This is a genomic window from Chitinophaga sp. CCNWYY40 (assembly GCF_037483205.1).
GTDB lineage: Bacteria > Bacteroidota > Bacteroidia > Chitinophagales > Chitinophagaceae > Chitinophaga > Chitinophaga ginsengisegetis.
In genome coordinates, this window is record NZ_JBBHLF010000002.1 from 255,279 (window position 1) to 272,887 (window position 17,609).

12 protein-coding genes are annotated in these 17,609 nt (G+C 47.7%); 6 read left to right on the forward strand and 6 right to left on the reverse strand.

The features are described 5' to 3' along the window. Nucleotides 1–29 precede the first annotated feature (29 nt). The 4 genes from V7S65_RS06715 (at nt 30) to V7S65_RS06730 (ending at nt 7,568) form a co-directional block, all read left to right on the forward strand. A complete protein-coding gene (locus V7S65_RS06715; protein ID WP_336388773.1) occupies nt 30–3,020 on the forward strand; it encodes a SusC/RagA family TonB-linked outer membrane protein in 2,991 nt (996 codons plus the stop codon). Between the two features lie 29 nt (nt 3,021–3,049). After that, nucleotides 3,050–4,576, forward strand: coding sequence for a RagB/SusD family nutrient uptake outer membrane protein (locus V7S65_RS06720; RefSeq protein ID WP_336388772.1), 1,527 nt, complete (start codon nt 3,050–3,052; stop codon nt 4,574–4,576). Between the two features lie 115 nt (nt 4,577–4,691). Continuing rightward, on the forward strand, nt 4,692–6,947 hold the full coding sequence (locus V7S65_RS06725) for a GH92 family glycosyl hydrolase (RefSeq protein WP_336388771.1): 2,256 nt from the start codon (nt 4,692–4,694) through the stop codon (nt 6,945–6,947). A 123-nt stretch (nt 6,948–7,070) separates the two neighbouring features. Continuing rightward, on the forward strand, nt 7,071–7,568 hold the full coding sequence (locus V7S65_RS06730; RefSeq protein WP_336388770.1) for a 2'-5' RNA ligase family protein: 498 nt from the start codon (nt 7,071–7,073) through the stop codon (nt 7,566–7,568). 58 nt (nt 7,569–7,626) lie between these two features. On the opposite strand, the gene V7S65_RS06735 is transcribed toward V7S65_RS06730, so the two are convergent. From V7S65_RS06735 to V7S65_RS06750, 4 genes are read right to left on the reverse strand one after another with little or no spacing between them, the layout of a single operon-like run. After that, complete coding sequence (locus V7S65_RS06735; RefSeq protein WP_336388769.1) at nt 7,627–8,598, reverse strand: DUF5007 domain-containing protein; 972 nt, start codon at nt 8,596–8,598, stop codon at nt 7,627–7,629. Between the two features lie 23 nt (nt 8,599–8,621). Then, complete coding sequence (locus tag V7S65_RS06740; RefSeq protein ID WP_336388768.1) at nt 8,622–9,311, reverse strand: hypothetical protein; 690 nt, start codon at nt 9,309–9,311, stop codon at nt 8,622–8,624. A gap of 18 nt (nt 9,312–9,329) precedes the next feature. Next, nucleotides 9,330–10,790: a RagB/SusD family nutrient uptake outer membrane protein gene (locus V7S65_RS06745; RefSeq protein WP_336388767.1), complete on the reverse strand. Its 1,461-nt coding sequence runs from the start codon at nt 10,788–10,790 to the stop codon at nt 9,330–9,332. Nucleotides 10,791–10,807: 17 nt separating this feature from the next. Continuing rightward, entirely contained in the window at nt 10,808–14,068 is a 3,261-nt protein-coding gene (locus tag V7S65_RS06750; protein ID WP_336388766.1) for a SusC/RagA family TonB-linked outer membrane protein, read from the reverse strand. Between the two features lie 487 nt (nt 14,069–14,555). Here V7S65_RS06750 and V7S65_RS06755 point away from each other — a divergent pair, with 487 nt between their 5' ends. Continuing rightward, entirely contained in the window at nt 14,556–15,059 is a 504-nt protein-coding gene (locus V7S65_RS06755; RefSeq protein ID WP_336388765.1) for a hypothetical protein, read from the forward strand. Between the two features lie 134 nt (nt 15,060–15,193). Here the strand turns inward: V7S65_RS06755 and V7S65_RS06760 are convergent, their stop codons facing one another. Both V7S65_RS06760 and V7S65_RS06765 read right to left on the reverse strand, forming a co-directional pair. Next, nucleotides 15,194–15,940, reverse strand: a complete 747-nt coding sequence (locus tag V7S65_RS06760) for an XRE family transcriptional regulator (RefSeq protein WP_079467593.1) — start codon at nt 15,938–15,940, stop codon at nt 15,194–15,196. A 58-nt stretch (nt 15,941–15,998) separates the two neighbouring features. Further along, a complete protein-coding gene (locus V7S65_RS06765; RefSeq protein WP_336388764.1) occupies nt 15,999–17,144 on the reverse strand; it encodes a TlpA disulfide reductase family protein in 1,146 nt (381 codons plus the stop codon). Nucleotides 17,145–17,239: 95 nt separating this feature from the next. Between V7S65_RS06765 and V7S65_RS06770 the strand changes: the two genes are divergently transcribed. Further along, nucleotides 17,240–17,542, forward strand: a complete 303-nt coding sequence (locus tag V7S65_RS06770; RefSeq protein WP_079467591.1) for a hypothetical protein — start codon at nt 17,240–17,242, stop codon at nt 17,540–17,542. Nucleotides 17,543–17,609 lie beyond the last annotated feature (67 nt).

The following is a 17,609-nucleotide window of genomic DNA, read 5'->3' on the forward strand; positions in this document are numbered from 1 at the left end:
TTCTTATCAATCGAAATATCGTTCGCGTTATGAAAAGATTACTATTGCTGATGCTCCTCGCATCGGGCCTGCTGCAGGCCTATGCACAAAAGCAGTTGACAAAGGGTAAAGTGCTGGATGAAACCGGTCAACCACTACCCGGAGCAACCGTTAGAGTAAAAGGTACCAACATTTCAAGTCCTACCAATGCACAGGGCGAATTCCAGATTGCCACCGGCGAAACAGCGTCTCCGGTGCTGGTGATTTCCTATATCGGCTATCTCACACAGGAGGTAGCGGTAACCGGCAGCGACTTATCCATCACATTAAAAACGGATGCCAGATCCCTGAATGATATCGTAGTAGTGGGGTATGGTACACAGAAAAAGAGCGACGTAACGGGCGCTACCAGCTCCGTGAAAGCCGTGGAAATTGCCAAACGTCCTTTGGTAAGAGTAGAACAGGCTTTGCAGGGTACTACTTCCGGCGTAACGGTGCAAAGTAACAGTGGTCAGCCTGGCAGGGGGATCAGTGTAAGGATCCGTGGCGCCAGCTCCATCACTGGTGGCAACGATCCGTTGTACGTAATCGATGGTTACATCGGCGGCAACCTGGAATCAATTGCACCCAGCGACATTGAAAGCATGGAAATTCTGAAAGATGCTTCTGCCACCGCCATCTACGGTTCCCGCGGATCTAACGGCGTGGTAATGGTAACAACCAAAACCGGTAAATCAGGGAAGCCCCGCGTAGATGCAAGCGCCTGGATAAGCAAGGCATCTTTGCCAAAAAAATTAAACCTGATGAACGCTTACGAATTTGCGCAGCAGGTAAATAAAAAAGGAGATGTTGCCGGAACAGGCCATCCGTTTACCGATGCGCAACTCGCGGAGCTTCAGAAAAATCCAGGCGGCACCGACTGGCAGGATGAACTGACCCGCAAGCCATTAACACAAAACTACCAGGTTGGCGTATCCGGCGGTTCTGAAAATGTAAAGTACTATTTCTCCTATAATCATCTTGATCAGCCAGGACTGCTGATTAACTCCGGCTACAAAAGAAATACGCTGCGCGCCAACGTGGATATTAAGCTGAACAGGAAAATGGACCTGAAAGTAAATATTACCGGTTTGCTGCCGGAATCGCACAACACAGATTTCTCCGGCGATATCGTTGATCCGTTCTCCCAATCCAGTATGTGGGATCCCACCAGCCCCGTGAGAAATGCGGCAGGTGATTATATCAGTCAGTCGAATTTCGCCTCCCTGGCTAAAAACCCGGTACAAAATATCATGAGCCGTTCGGTAGATGGAAAAACTTCCAATTTAACCGCCACCGGTGTTTTTACCTACCGGATCATCGACCACCTCACCTTTACTTCCAATAACAGTTATGAGTTGCAGCACCAGCAAACGCAATCCGTTTTCCCTCCGGGAACCAACGAAGCGTTTAACGGAAACGACTATGCGAAAATGGAAAACAACCGGTACAGAAGCTGGCAGAATTCCAATTTCCTGACTTATAACAACCGTTTCGGTGATCATTCACTCACCGTTACCGCGTTGGTGGAACAGGCTTCCAAAACCAATACCAGCACCATTGCACAGGCCAACCAGTTATCTACCTACAGCCTCGGCTACTGGAACCTGGGATTAGGTAAAACCCAGTCCACCAGCAGCGGCTACTGGGCAGATGCGCTGATTTCCTATATGGGAAGGGTGAACTACGCCTTTAAAGATAAGTACCTGTTAACCGTTTCTGTCCGTACAGACGGATCTTCCCACCTGGTAGAGAAGTACTCCACTTTCCCGGCAGTTGCATTGGGATGGGCGGTAGACAAAGAAGGATTTATGGCCAGCTCCAAAGTAGTAACCGGCCTGAAGATCCGCGCCAGCTATGGTCAAACAGGTAACCAGGCCGTTCCTGCTTATTCTACCATTGCCCAGATCGGCACGGCACTGCCATACTACTTCGACGGCAGTACATCGAGTGTAAATACACCACTGGGAACACCAGTATCCACCATGCTGCAATGGGAAAAGAACACTACCTATGATGTGGGACTGGATATGGAATTCTGGCGTGGCCGCTTAACCTTCACCGCGGATGCCTATAATAAAAAAGTATCCGACCTGCTGTACGCCACCGATAACCCTTTCTATTATGGCGGCGGAAGCTTCCAGCGTAATATCGGCAGCGTAAGAAATACAGGTCTGGAATTCAGTGTAGGCGGTATGCCCGTTGTTGGAAAAGATTTCAAGTGGACCAGTAACTTCAATATCTCTTTCAACAGGAACGAAGTATTGGATCTGGGTGGTCAGGACAATATCATCGTAAATGGTATCGGTTCTGCACAGCAGGGTGTGTCTATTATTAAAGTAGGCGAACCGCTGGGTACCTTCTATGGTTACAAATACCTGGGTACCTGGAAAAGCGAAGAGAAAACGGAAGCCGCTTTATATGGCAAGAAGCCGGGAGATACAAAGTATGCTGACCTCGATGGCGATCATAAACTCTCCGGCGGCGATCTCACCACTATTGGTAATGGTATGCCTAAATACTACTTCGGTTTCATCAACGATTTCTCTTATAAAAACTGGAGCCTGAACGTAATGTTCCAGGGCACGCACGGCAACCAGATGTATTCCTTCACACAGGCGTATACGATGGGCGGACTGGGAGATGCACGCGATGCCACCAACGCGCAACTCCTCGATATGTGGACGCCTGAAAAACAGACAGACGTTCCTACCTACGGTAACCAGAACGAAATTAAAAGCAGTCGTTATGTGTATGACGCCAGCTACATCAAACTGAAAAATATCTCCCTCACTTATACTATTCCGGAATCACTGCTGGGCAGGATCCATGCGCGAAGCCTGGATGTTTATATCAGCGCCCAGAATATCTGGACCATCACCAATTACCCTGGCTACGATCCGGAAGTAACCAATGCTACCAATGCCATCACACAAGGTTTGGAAACAGGTACAATACCTAACCCCAAAACCTATACGATTGGTTTAAGACTTGGTTTATAATTGATTCTGTTTTCTAAAAAATTACTATTATGAACAAAAAATATTTCCTCCCCTTAGCTATTGCAGCCATGATCGGCGTATCATCCTGCGTGAAGCTGACGGAAGATCCAAGAGCAACGCTCACCCCGGGCAATTATTTTAATACACAAAGTGAACTGGACGGCGCCGTAACCTCCGCTTTCAGGGCGCTCGCTGTAGATGGCGCATGGGGTTTTACCAGTAAAATGACCAGCTACTTTGGCTCTGATGACTTAACCACGCACCCTGCATCCAACAAAGCAGATTCGCGGGAATTTGACCGGCTCCAGGGTACCACCACCAACGCCAGTATGAGAAGCGAATGGGAAGGGCCATGGAATACCATTTACCAGGCCAACAACGTGATCACCAATTTTGAGAAAGTAGCGGCTACTACCAACGAAGCCATTCAGCAACGTACGTATTCCGGCGGGCAGGCATACTTTCTCCGTGGACTGTGTTATTTCTATCTCGTAAGAACATTTGGCGCATTGCCTATTGTTACCGGTCCGGCAGATATTACCGTAACACCGGCAAGAGAAGAACCCGCCAAAGTATACGAATTGATCATCGCCGATCTGAAAAAGGCTGCTGAAATGCTGCCCGACAAATGGACCGGCGTAAATGTTGGCAGACCCGGCGCGTTGGCTGCAAGAGCCGTGCTGGCAAACGTATACCTCACCATGGCAGGCTGGCCTCTTAACCAGAACTCCAACTATGCGCTGGCTGCTACAGAAGCAAAAGCTGTAATGGATGCCGGAAAATACGACCTGATGGCCGACTACCTCGATGTATTCAAAACCAACAATAATATTGAATCTGTATTCGGACTGCAATACAATGTAGGCGGCCAGTTGCCAAACCGCTCCTTTGGCGCCACCTGTATTCCTGATGATGAAGGCGGATGGGATGACTTCTTCCCTGAAATCAACTACTTCAAGGATGCACCGGTTTGTAAACGTACCGATCAAACATTCCATACACAAATTAAGAGCAATAAGATCGGCGTGGTAAGATGGGATGATCCGAGAACAGCTACGCACCATCCTTACTATAACAAATTCCGTTATGGCGCCGGTGATGGTATTGTTGAAACGCCTACCCAGGTAGTAAGCTTTAATGCCAGCACCAACAAAACTACCGATATCGTTCGTTTTGCAGAAACATTGCTCACCTACGCAGAAGCTTCTGCAATGGCGGCCAACACCGTTTCTGATGAGGCCTACGAAGCGCTGAACAGGGTAAGACGCCGCGCCGGTTTACCTAATATCGTAAAAGGTTTAACGGCAGTGGCTTTCCGCGACTCCGTAGTGAATGAACGCAAATATGAGTTTGCCGGTGAATTCGGTCAACGCTGGTTCGATATCGTTCGTTTGCAGTTGCTGCCAAAAGTAATTGCCCGCCGCGATCCGAATGAGTTCAAGGATCTTCCATTGAATCCCGCTGCTGTTGCTAACCCGGGTCCTAAATATATTGCTCCGATTCCTTTCCGGGATCTGAACCTGAGCCCGGGATGGACACAAAACCCAACATACTAAGTGCTTTTTGATTTGGCCCGTAAATAGTTTAATCATGCCTTGTGCATGATTAAACTATTTTGTTAATTCGCTCTCTGACCAATGAAGAATTCTCCCTGCGTATAAATTTTAGTGAATGAAAAAAACAAACTGGAAGCTGTACAGCCTTCTGTTGCTGACACCTTTTGTATGCTTATCCGGCCGTGCACATGCTGCGGTGTATGATACGATCCCCGGAGCAAAACAACCCATCGACCTGATTGACCCTACCATAGGAAACGTAGGGCAGCTGCTGGAACCCACCCGGCCCACTGTGCAGTTGCCGAATCAGCTGATCCGGTTTACGCCGCAACGGAAAGATTTTATGGACGACCAGATCTCCGACTTTCCCTTGAACGTGGTCTCACACCGGCTTGGCCAGGTATTCTCTGTAAAGCCCGCCACCGGCGCGTTGTTGGAAAAAGACTGGCAAGCCCGCATGGCATATGACCATAACCTGGAAACGAACCGTCCCTGGTATTACTCTACGTGGCTGCTGGAAGAAGAAGTAAACGTGGAATTTACCGCCGGTAAAAAAACAGGTTACTACCGTTTCCGTTTTCCTGCCGGTAAAGAAAAATCCCTGCTGTTTGGTACTTACAACGATGGTGAAGCGGCTTACAGCTTCCTGCCCAACAACGTAGTAACCGGTATGGAAACCTATAACGATTATGTAAAGGTATACCTGTACGGCGTTTTCAGCGAAGCAGGTACGCCCGGTGTGGTGGAACAGGGACAGTTGAGCAATCATAAAAATATTGCTGGTAAAGGAATCAAAGCGTTTATCAGTTTCCCTGCCACCACAAAGGAAGTTACTTTTAAATATGCGATCAGCTACATCAGCCCGGAACAGGCAAAGAAAAGTTATGAAGAAGAAATCAGTAAGAAAGATTTTGATGCCGTGGCCGCCAATGGAAAAAAAGCCTGGGCAGATGTAATGAACCAGGTTAAAGTAAAAGGTGGTACACTGGCGCAACAACGCTCTTTCTATACCGCTTTATACCGTTGCTATGAAAGAGCCGTTGATATTACGGAAGACGGACAATATTACAGCGGTTATGATAAACAGATCCACAAAGATAACCGCCCTTTTTATGTGGATGACTGGACCTGGGATACCTACCTGGCGCTGCATCCGCTGAGAATGATCCTCAACCCTGCAAAGGAAGAAGATATGCTGCAGTCATTTGTACACATGTACGAGCAAAGCGGCTGGTTGCCTACTTTCCCCGTGCTGTTTGGCGATCATGCCTGTATGAACGGGTTCCATTCTTCTGTAGTAATGCTGGATGCTCACCGGAAGGGATTGAAAAATTTCGATATAGAAAAAGCCTATGAGGGCATGCGGAAAAACGCCACAGAAGCCACCATGCTTCCGTGGCGCAACGGTCCTAAAACAGCGCTTGATGATGTGTATCACAACAAAGGCTATTTCCCTGCACTGCGCATCGGCGAAAAAGAAACCGAACCCGTGGTGCACCCTTTTGAAAAAAGACAGGCAGTAGCTGTTACCTTAGGCGGCAGCTACGACGACTGGGCATTGTCTGAACTGGCGGGTGATCTGAATAAGAAAGATGACCAGCGTCTGTTTGCACCAAGAGCGAAGAATTATAAAAATCTCTGGAACGCCGATAAACAGTTTTTTCTGCCCAAAGATGGGAACGGAGAATGGATCGACATCAACGTAAAATACGACGGTGGTATCGGTGGGCGTGATTTCTATGATGAAAACAACGGTTGGACTTACCTCTGGCAGGTGCAGCAGGATATCCCCGGTCTCATCAGCCTGATGGGTGGTAAAGATGCTTTTGAAAAAAGACTGGATCAGCTGTTCCGCGAATCGCTGGATATGTCGCGCTACGCTTTCTGGAGCAAATTCCCGGATGCCACCGGCCTCGTAGGACAATACTCTATGGGGAATGAACCCAGCTTTCATATTCCTTACTTATACAATTACACCGGCGCTCCGTGGAAAACGCAGCAACGTATCCGCTTCCTGCTGGATACCTGGTTTAAGGATAACATCTTTGGTATTCCCGGCGATGAAGACGGTGGCGGTATGTCGGCCTTCGTGGTATTTTCTTCTATGGGCTTTTACCCGGTAACGCCCGGTATCCCGGAGTATACTATTGGCAGCCCGGTGTTTGAAAATGTAAGCATCGCATTGCCTGACAAAAAACAGTTTACCGTGATTGCGCACAACAGCTCCATGGTAAATAAATATATTCAACAGGCCAAGTTCAATGGCAAACCTTTGAACAAACCTACGTTTACGCATCAGCAATTAAACGATGGCGGAACGCTGGAACTGTTCATGGGCCCCAAACCTAACAAAAGCTGGGGCGTACAGTAAGAAGTTTACTGGTCTCGTGAACCGGTAACAATGATGAAGACAAAAGAAAGACCGTCTCTTTATGGGGCGGTCTTTCTTTTAGTGGCTGTAAACCGGCGCTTCATTATTATCTTCGCATCTGATATGGCATCTTTCATTGTTACCTTGCAGCTTCAGCCCGATGATGCCGCATTCTTTAACCGGATGCGCCGGCAGTATTATCCTGCTCATGCCAACGAGGTACACGCACATCTTACTTTATTTTACCGCCTGCCGGCAGATGAACCACAGATCATTACTTCCCTGGCTACGATGGTTGCGCGGCCTTCCTTTGTGTTACAGGTCAATGAAGTGCAGCGATATACCAACGGTATTGCCTATACGCTGATATCTGCGGAATTGCAGGCGTTACATGAAGCGTTGCAAACCCAATGGGCGCCCTGGCTCATTCCGCGCGACCGGCAGCCGCTACGGCCGCATATCACCATCATGAACCAGGTAACGGCTTTTAAAGCGCAACAGGCGCATGAACAACTAATGGCCAACTTCCGTCCTTTTGAGGTAACTGCCACCGGGATAGAGGTGTGGCGGTATTTAAAAGGCCCGTGGAAACTGGTGGGGGAGTATTCCTTTCTTACATAAAAAAGCCTTCCCGCATTACCGGAAAGGCTTTCTTACTTCATTCATCTTTCTATCGTTGCTAAATAATTCTGTTCACGTGTTTTATTTTAACAACTACCTCATAGGTACCCTCCTGGAAAATCTGGAACTGGAACCGTGGGTTTACGTTATAGATCTTTTCGTTGGTGGGTGCGTAACCCGGATCTACTGTCACAAACTGGCTGGGAATACGATAGTAGATCAGGTATCCGTAAGCACTTTGTAATAAAGGGAATGGCGTGGTTTCAAAGTTGCAGACCATGCTGGTATCCGTTCTCTCCAGTGGATGAAACTGTGCATAGGTCTGGAAGTCGCTACGGTCGCCTCTCCGGATGATTTCTCCTTTGGCCGGGTTAAAATAGCGGCCGTTCTGATCCGCGATCTTCAGGATGATATTGGTGCCTTCATCGGAGATCTTCCTGATGGTAACGGTAGGCACGCCCAGATCACCGCTGGTAGTGGTGCCGTCTTTGAACCAGGCGGCGCCGCCGTCACCCACGTGATAGGGTGGCTCATCTATCAGGGTAAAGGTGGCAATGTTTTTATACTCTTTGCTGCCGTTCTGATTGGAAGCCTGGATATCAAATTCGTAGGTACCCAGCGGTACTTTGATGGAAGTGCCGTAAAAAGTAAAGGCGCCGGTATGCTCGTTGAATTCAAAGCAGGGGGTGTTTACTTTTTGTCTTTTTTTATTCAGCAACTCCACGGTGGTATCTTTTTCCGGATCAAATTTCCCGATCCACTCATAGCGCTCGTAATTGGTAAATACAGAGTCGGCATGCGTGTGTTTTACTGCATCGCGGATATCCAGGAGCTTGTATACTACGGGCGCGCTGGAACCATCGTTACTAACGGGGTTGGTGGATTGTATCTGTCCCCGTTTTATTTTAATCGGGTTATCCACGTAACGAATCTGGTTGCTGAGAAAACCGTTTTCCACTTTGGAGCAACCGTACATGGCTGCCGAAACAGCCATCACCACGGCGCCGAATATTTTTATATTTCTTTTCATGATCATTGCGTAAAGGTGAAAACTCAGTTAAACGTATCCGCGAAATAAGTGAAGGTGTGATTGTTATTCAGCACATGCAGTATTCCGTTGGTGGTAAGTATACCAGTTGTCTGACAGCGGGTTTGCAGGTATTGCTCCGGTATGGTGTTGGCCAGGTCGGCGTCCGTTACAGGAACAGGATAGCCGGGTTTTGCAATCAGCTTGGTCAGGTACAGGTATACCGGGTATTGCGTGAACACACTTCCATCGGTATAATCTGTACTGGGAATGCCTTGTACGAGGCGAAGTTCCCCGTCGTTGGCTTTATACAGTTTCCCGGTTTTGGTAGCCTTGTCTAAAGGAATCAGGTCTTTGAAGAGATAAGCCCGCAGGGAATCTCTCATAACGCCAAAATCCAGTGAGTCGAAAGTAAAGATATAGTTAGGATCGATTCTCCGTGTGCGTTCCAGCTCCTGCCGTAAACTGATGTAGTTGGAGAGATCATAATCCGTGATGGCAAAGAAGGTGCCGGTGGCATTTACTTCTTCCTTCAAACCTGTTTTATCGATCATCAGCACAACGGTATCAAAAAGCGGGTTTGTTTTCAGGTAATCGTATGTGGTCATGTTTACATGCGGATCATGCAAACTGCCGCCAATGGTATATTCCTTCTTACAGGAAAATAAAACCACGGCCACCAGAGCGATGAAAGAAAGATATATTTTGTGTTTCATACTGCTGATTTTAATGGGTTAGAGTTTACCTCTCCAGTAAGGAGTTTGTGTAAGGGTGAAATCGTCTTTGAACATGGTGGGATCAATGGGCCATAACCAGCCGCCGTTCTCAAACTGATCGCCAGGGAAATGTTCGTTGTACGAAGTCAGTTTTTTGTTACGTACCAGGTCGTAATAAGCATGGCCTTCGTAGAAGAGTTCCCGCAGGCGTTCTTCGAGGATGGTAGTGGCGAGGTCTTCACCGGTGCCCACATAATCATCCAGTCCTGCGCGTTTGCGTACCCTGTTAAGCAGGGGCAATGCATCGCCATCCTTACCCAGTTTACTCAGCGCCTCTGCCCTGAGCAGCAGCATGTCTGCCAGCCTGAAGATGGTGAGGTTATTGGTCATACGGGGATCTTTTTTGGCAGATCCGTCGGCATAGGCAATGTTGGAAAACTTGATGATCTGTCCCTGGTTACCGCCAAGACCGTAGAAGAAGTCTTTGAAGCGGATATCTTTATCCTTGTCTTGATAAATGGACAGGTAGTTTTCATTAACCGGCCATTCTATATATCCTTTTCCGTCAATAAACGGCATCATCAGGGTAACGCCTGCACCGCCATTGGTGGCGAGGGAAATTCCTTCTGATTGTCCGTCGTTGATATTGATTTCAAAAATGCCCTCCTGTGTTTTGCCGATAAATACTTTCATATAATTGGCAGAATCGATCAGGGTGTAACCACCGTTGGTGATCACTTCATTCGCGGCTACTTCGCAGCCGGCGTAGTCGCCTTTCCATGCCAGGATATGTGCCTGCAGGGCAAATGCAGCGCCTTTATTGGCTCTTACCGCACGCTCAGATTCATCTTCATAACCAAAATCCAGGTTTTGTTTAGCTACTTCAAGATCGGCCAGGCATTGCTTCCATACGCTGTCGGCCGGGCTTCTCGGGATGTTCTTCGCAGTAGATACATCCAGGTCCGGTTGCAGTTTCAAAGGCACATCTCCCCAGATCCGGCTCATATAAAAGTAGGTAAAGGCGCGGAGGAAATAGGCTTCCCCGATCACATGCCGCTTGTTATTGATATCTGTGAATTTGCTGTCGTCGATACCCGGTACTTTATTGATGATCAGGTTTAACTGTTGCAGCAGCTGGTAGTACTGTTGCCAGTTCCAGTTGCCACTGCCTACGTTGAGGCCAACAAATTCGCCGTTGGAAATATTGTAGTTGCCATTATCCCGGCCACCGTCGATACTCAGTTCTCCGGATACAATGTCTCCGTATTTATGCCAGGAGTTATCGCGGATCATGATATTACGCAGGATGGCGTAAGCGCCGGCAAGCGATGTTTTGGCATCCGTTTCCGTAGAAAAATAAGCGCTGGTAAAAGTAGAGTTATGCGGTTCCAGGTCCAGTATTTTGGAGCAGGACGACACCAGGGTAGCTGCAGAAATAACAGCAGCTGCATAAGCGATATATAAGCGTTGTTTTCTCATGATTTTCTTTTTTATGGTTAAAGGCTAAGATCCAGTCCCAGGGTGAATTTTCTGGGAATGGGATAACCACTGCCGCTATATACTCCAAAGGCATCCACCTGCTCAGGATCAGGTATGTTTTTAGATTGTTTGAAGATATACAGGTTGTCGGCCAGCGCATAGATCCTTAAACGTCTGAAGTGAATTTTATCCAGCACTTCCTGTTTGAAAGAGTAGGAGAGGGATACGTTTTTCACACGGAAGTAGGCGCCGCTTTCAATCCAGGCAGAACTCACCATGGCATATTTGTAACGGGTACCGTTTACGGAACTGAGACTCGGATAGGCTGCATTATCGCCCGGATTTCTCCAGTAGTTAATGCCGCTCAGGTCGGGCATGGAATGGGTGGAAAGGGAATGATAGGGATCTGGATCGCCATCATCCGTAGGTACCAGCTGGGAAAGCTTTCCGGCGAGGTAGTCGTTGAACACTTTACGGCCTGCTGTGAAGGTACAGAACACATACAGCGTAAAATTTTTATAGCTGAAAGTATTACCAAAACCGCCGGTTACTTTAGGGTTGGGGTTACCAGCCGGTATGTAGTCGGTGTTATCGAGAACGCCGTCGCCGTTGGAATCCTGCCAGATCGGGTCGCCACCTTTAAATGGATAACCATAGAAACTGAGCGGTAATCCGGTTGCTTTATTTACAGGTACATCTGCATCTGTAAAGTAGACGCCTGTTTTGTTGAATACGTTATAAGAGTTCAGCGGTTGTCCCTGGCGGAGCAGGTATTTATCGAGATAAATATCACGGCCTCCGTTTGGCAGGGAAGTGATGAGGTTATCGTTATGTGCAAGGTTTAATAATGCCTGCCACTGGAATTTTGAAGATGGTTTCAGGACGTTGGCAATGAACTGCACTTCCACGCCGGTGTTGCGTATGCCGATGGCATTGGCGGTGAGGATAGAGTAGCCTGTGGTTACGGGTACGTTCAGGTTAAAGATACCGCCGTTGGTATTCTTGATATAAGCATCAGCCACTACATTAAACCTGCCGTTATACAAGGTTACATCCAAACCAAGATTGCTTTGTGTACTCTTTTCCCAGCTCAGGTTATTGTTGGTAAGTCCTTTGTCGAAGTTGAGAGACACAGCCGGAATACCATTATATGCAAAGGCGTAGTTACTATTTGTAGCAGGATTGGTGCTACCAGGGAAATCACCTGCACCGATGCGGTAGGTATTATAAGAAAGGTAGTTATCGCCACCATCCGGTTGCCGGCCGGCTACGCCATAGCTGGCGCGCAATTTCAACAGGCTAAGCCAGCTGCTGGCAGATTTGAGGGCGGGTTCGTCGCTGATCACCCAGCCACCGGATACGGAAGGGAAATAACCCCAGCGGTTATTTTTACCAAAACGGGAAGAGGCATCCGCAGTGATTACGGCTGATAACAGGTAACGTTCTTTATAGCCGTAGTTGGCTCTGAAGAAAAGTGATTGGATACCGCTCTGCAGCAGGTCGGAGCGGGTGTCCGCCAGGTTTTTATTGAGTACGGTAACGGTGCGGATCTGGTCATTCGGAATGCCGATAGCGCTGGATTGTGTAGCCCGGTATTCCCAGTACTCTGTATTCTGGCCGGCCAGTAAGTTGAACGAGTGATTGGTATTCAGCGTGGTGGTATACTGCAGGGTATTGCTCATTAAGTAGTTGTTGGATTTATCAACAAAACTGGTGGCTTTACCTGTTCCATCTCTCCTTACAGCGCCGGGGGTGTAGGAGTCCATCCGGCTGTTGGTTTGTGTAAAGGAGATCACCGTGGTGAAGTTAAATTTGCTGGAGATCTTCCATTCAATGATCGGGCTGATAGACAGGTTATCATTGCTGTTCTGATCTGTGCCGCTGGTGGTGTTGCCAAAGATGAAGTCTTTGTTGGCATCGGTCATATACAGCAGGGAAGTAGGCAATGCGTTGGAGGCATAGTACCCGCCGTTGAAAGGACCGTAGCCGCCGGAGAGATCGTTAATAGATCTTGGGCGGTCTATTTTTGAATAACGGATCTGTGTATTGATCTGTACATTCGGAGAGAGGTTCAGGCCGGTGCTGCTGCTAAAGCTATAGCGCTTTAAGCCGGATTTCCGGATGATACCATCTTCACTGTAATAGTTAAGACCATAACGGTAGTTGATCAGGTTATTACCACCGGAAATGGAGAGGTCGTAGTTGTCTACCCGGCCGGTTTGATACATACCGCCCTGGTAATCGTTGGCGTTATTGAAAGCGGGATTGAGACTGTCGGTCAGCACCTGCGGAATATTTTTCAGGGTACCCCAGTTGCCGTAGTGGTTGATCAGCTCCATTTTTGCGCGGCGTTCTTCTGCGCCGATCAGCACTTTGTCCAGCTGCGGCATTTCGGTGAAGCCATGATAGGTAGCGAAATCAATTTTTGGTTTACCGGAGATACCTCTTTTTGTTTTGATGATGATCACCCCGCCTGCACCTCTTGATCCGTAGATCGCAGCTGCAGAGGCATCTTTGAGGATATCGATGCTTTGAATATCGTTGATGGAGATGCCGGCCATTACGTCGGTGTTGGTACCGGAGCCGTAATTGATGGCGGCAATGTCTTCCGTGGTTTGCGGTACGCCGTCTATTACGTAGAGGGGACCGCTCAATGCGCGGGCGAGACTGGCCTTTCCGGAGTTGCTGGTAAAGTCGCTGTTGATGTTACGGCTTACGGCAGTGTTACCACGCATTACCACGTTGCTTCTTACGCCGGGTTCGCCGGAGTAGTTCTGTACATCCAGGCCGGGTGCGCGTCCCTGCAGCAATGCGTCGAAGGTGGGCGTGGGCACATCCAGTAATGTTTTCGGATTAATGGAAGTAACGGCCGCGGTAACTGTTTTGCGGGATGTTTCCTGGTAACCGATAACTACCACATCTTTCAACACTTTTTTGTCTACCGGCAATACTACATTCAGGTGTGCGTTGGCTTCCTTTACTGTTACCGAGTAGGGGAGGTAGCCCATCATGCTGAAGGTAAGTGTGCTGCCCGGATTCATTTTGAGCGTGTAGCCGCCATCTGTGTTGGTGATAGCTCCTGATTTGGTATCTGAAATGCTTACAGATACGCCCGGCAATGGGTTGCCGTCTGAACCATCCTTTACTGTGCCTGATACGGTGATCTGTGTGGAGACAGATTTTACCTGTGCGGTACCTCTCAGGCATAGGAAGGTGAGGCAGAACGTTAATAACATAACAGCGCCGTTACGGCTGTTTTGTGTAAAATTAACAGTCATGTAAATTGATTTGAAACTGATGAATGATACTGGAATGCTGATTACCCAGTTGTTATTATGATATTGGTTGACGTATTATGCCCGGAATAAATATTGCTAAACGTATGCGTTGTTGTTGACTGATTTTGATTTGATAAATACCATCGTTATTTCCGATAGCTGAATGCTGGCCTGATAAACTCCTTTTTCTGTTATTAATTTACTTTTGGTCTGATAAAATTCTTATTTTGCTAAATCGATTTTCTGAACAAATCACAGGTCTCTTAATGTGAGGATGAAATTAGTATGAAAGAGAAAAATAACTTGTTAATGAAATTTAAAAGATTGTAAACAATCTTAAAAAGAAGCGGGTCTGACGGAAGGCTGTATCTCCCTGCAGGTATACAAAGACGGCAATTTTATCATTCAATTTCCGGGGAATAGATATATAGTTTAAAAATATTATATTTACAGGCGTAAACAAATCACCTATCCGGAAATTATACCTATGAAACAACGCTACTTATTTGTCGGCATCCTGCTGACCATTTTCAGCATTCACAGCTTCGCGCAACAGGCAATCAACCCGGGAAGCAGGGCCAAAGCCGCCGCCGTATTTACCAAAATACTCAACGATGCCGCCGTCGTATATCCGCCGGAGTTATCCTATCTCACAGAGGCGGGCGCTAAAATTGAATCGTCTTTCCGCGTGAGCGAAGACGGTATCCTGTCGGTGACCTTCCGCTACCCGGTGGAAAACAGTTATAGTCTTTACCGCCTGAGCGCACCGGTAAGCTCTATCAAAGGCGTGTTCTATGACTATTATATCGGGCTGGAATTTGATGGCCCGGTAGTACACATAGCGGAGAGCGACAAAGGCAGCCGGGAGCTGAAAGAAAATAATACACTGGCGCTTTTTCATATTGCCAAACCCGGCGACGGGCCGCAGGGAGAGAAGCTGAAAGTCCGGATGGAACAGGCATTGCAGGCGTTCCGGGAGAATTATAAGTAAACGGATCTTCTACGCGCCACCAGCGACCGGATTATCCTGGTCGCTGGTGGCGTGTTCAAAAATATCAGGGCGCCGGAGGAGCTGGAAACCCTCCATTATCTTCCACCGGGAAGCCTTGCGCTGGCGGGATTGGTTTAGTTCAGCTCCGGGAACTGTTTGCTCATATAACCGATGAAAGTCCATATCTCCAGTACCTCTTCAATCGCCACGGTTACCGTTTCATATTGAGGGTTCAGTGAATGCAGCGATAAGGTACCGTTTTGTTTAATGTGGTTGCCTACCACTTTAAATACAATTTCTTCTTCTCCGCCTTTCAGCACCAGGATGCAGGCGGTGTTATCTTTTAAATGGGACCAGTCCTGCAGGTACTGCGCAATAACGTGACTCCCATCCGGAATAGGCTCCATTGAGTCGCCGCTGATAGGGAACATGCGGATGGTTTTGCCCCTGGGTAAACCTGGCAGGGTAAATTTGGGCAATGCCGAAATAAACGCCGGGTCGCTGAAACCGCTACGGTAGCCTGCCCTGGCACGTGCCGGTACAAACTCCATGTTTTCTTCGTTGCTGTTATCGACCGTAATGGGGAGAATACGTATATGCCTGCCTGTTAGATCCACTTTCTTCCCGGCTTCCAGCTCCAGCAGTTGTTCTTCCGGCAGCTGCGACAGGTCTGTTTTTACCATGAGGTCCAGGTCTATTTTGAAATAGCCGGAAATCAGCGCCAGGTCGTCCATCCGGGGATTGCGCGTTTTGCCGCTTTCCTGTGCGGTGATCTTGTTCCGGTTCAGTCCAAGTAGGTCCGATAAATGTTGTTGGGAAATCTTTTTTCGTGTCCGTAATAATTTGAGATTAGCGGCCCAGAACAGGGGCTGTTTGTCCATGTATTATATATTTACAATAAATTATATTTATAACTAACGAAGGCAAATGTATGGCTTTTTACTCATTCTGTTTGTTCAGTAAACTGTTTAATTGCTGGTAGAGTGATTCCCCGGAGAGGTCTTTATTAAAGATCATGCCGGTAGAATCTATCAGGAAGTTCTGCGGGATAGCCTTCACGCCATACACCCTGGCAGCCTGGTTTTTATCTATTTTAGGATCAGCGAGGTTGGTCCATACCATGCTGTCTTCTTTAATGGCTTCGAGCAAATATTTCCGGTCGGCCGGCGGGTCGAGTGCCACGCTGATAATGGTAAAGTTTTTATCCTTGAACTGTTTGTAGGCTTCCAGGATCTTGCGGTGTTCGCGTCTGCAGGGCTCGCACCAGGAGGCCCAGAAATCCAGGAATACGGTTTTGCCTTTGAAGTCGGACAGCCTCACCATTTTCCCGTTTATGTCGGGCACTTCAAAGTCGGGGGCGTCTGATCCAACCGTGAGGCTCCGGGCGCGGGCAATTTCTGCTGCAAAGGCTTTTCCTTCGGTGGTATTGCGTATTTCTTCGGAGAGTTTAAGGAAGATAGGTTCTATCATGTCGGGGTTTACATCCAGACCGGCCAGTTCTTCCAGTGCCATAAGGCTGAAAAAGGAGTTGGGATTTTCGGCGATGTATTTATGTTGAAGGAGTTTTTGTGCTTCATAGGATACCTGGTAGCGCAGGGCCATTTGCTGCTGGAATCCTTTGTCGTCTTTTTTACTGGCCGGCGCCCTGTTGTATTCCTTTGAAAGCTGGCGGATAGATTTCAGGACAGATTTCATGGACTTATTAAAATTAATTTCTTCCTCATTGAGTGGGGAAGAGATACGGGCTTTGCTCACGCGTTCGTTGATCACTACTTTGGTGGTTCCTTCTTCCAGGAAGAAGATCCGGGTATCCGCATCCGGGGGGAGTTGCATAAAATCGATGCCGCCTCCTTTGGTATCGAGGATGAGCATGGCACGGATGGGACCTTCTACGGTGCCTTCAAAGCGGAATTCACCATTTTGTACCACTGCGGAATCTACTACCAGGGCTTCGTTCACTACTTTGTTCAGGTATACTTTGGCGGGTCCGCTCTGTTTGGTCAGTTTGCCGTTCAGGATGTATTTCGCGGGTTGGGCATTTATGAATGCGGGCAAACACAGGGCTATAAGTGTTATTTTTTTCATAAGATCTGGTATCAGGACCCTAAACTATCAACAAAATTTATTCATTTGCAATACAAGACTTTTGTTAATCATGATTAACATTTAATATAGGGGCTATGGCAAATCAAAGTAAGTCGCCGCACATACTGAACACTTCTACCAATCTGCTGGGCTTTTGCCTGATCGTACTCACTTCCATTAAAGTGGCGCATTTTAATCATGCTACCATTATAGATGATTGTACCGGGATAGCCGCCATCCTGTTGATGGCGAGTTGCCTGTTGTCTTTTTTATCGTTGAAAAGCAGGGATGGAAGAAACAGTGAGCGGTTGGAGCAGGTGGCAGATTATACTTTCCTGGTTGCATTGATATGCATAAGTATCACAATTGTTTTTGTATCTTTTAATCTGCTGAGCTAGTTGGCGTTGCGGGAATGCCCGTCAACGGCTCTTTTTAGCAGGTTTGTTTACGGTTTACATTGTAATA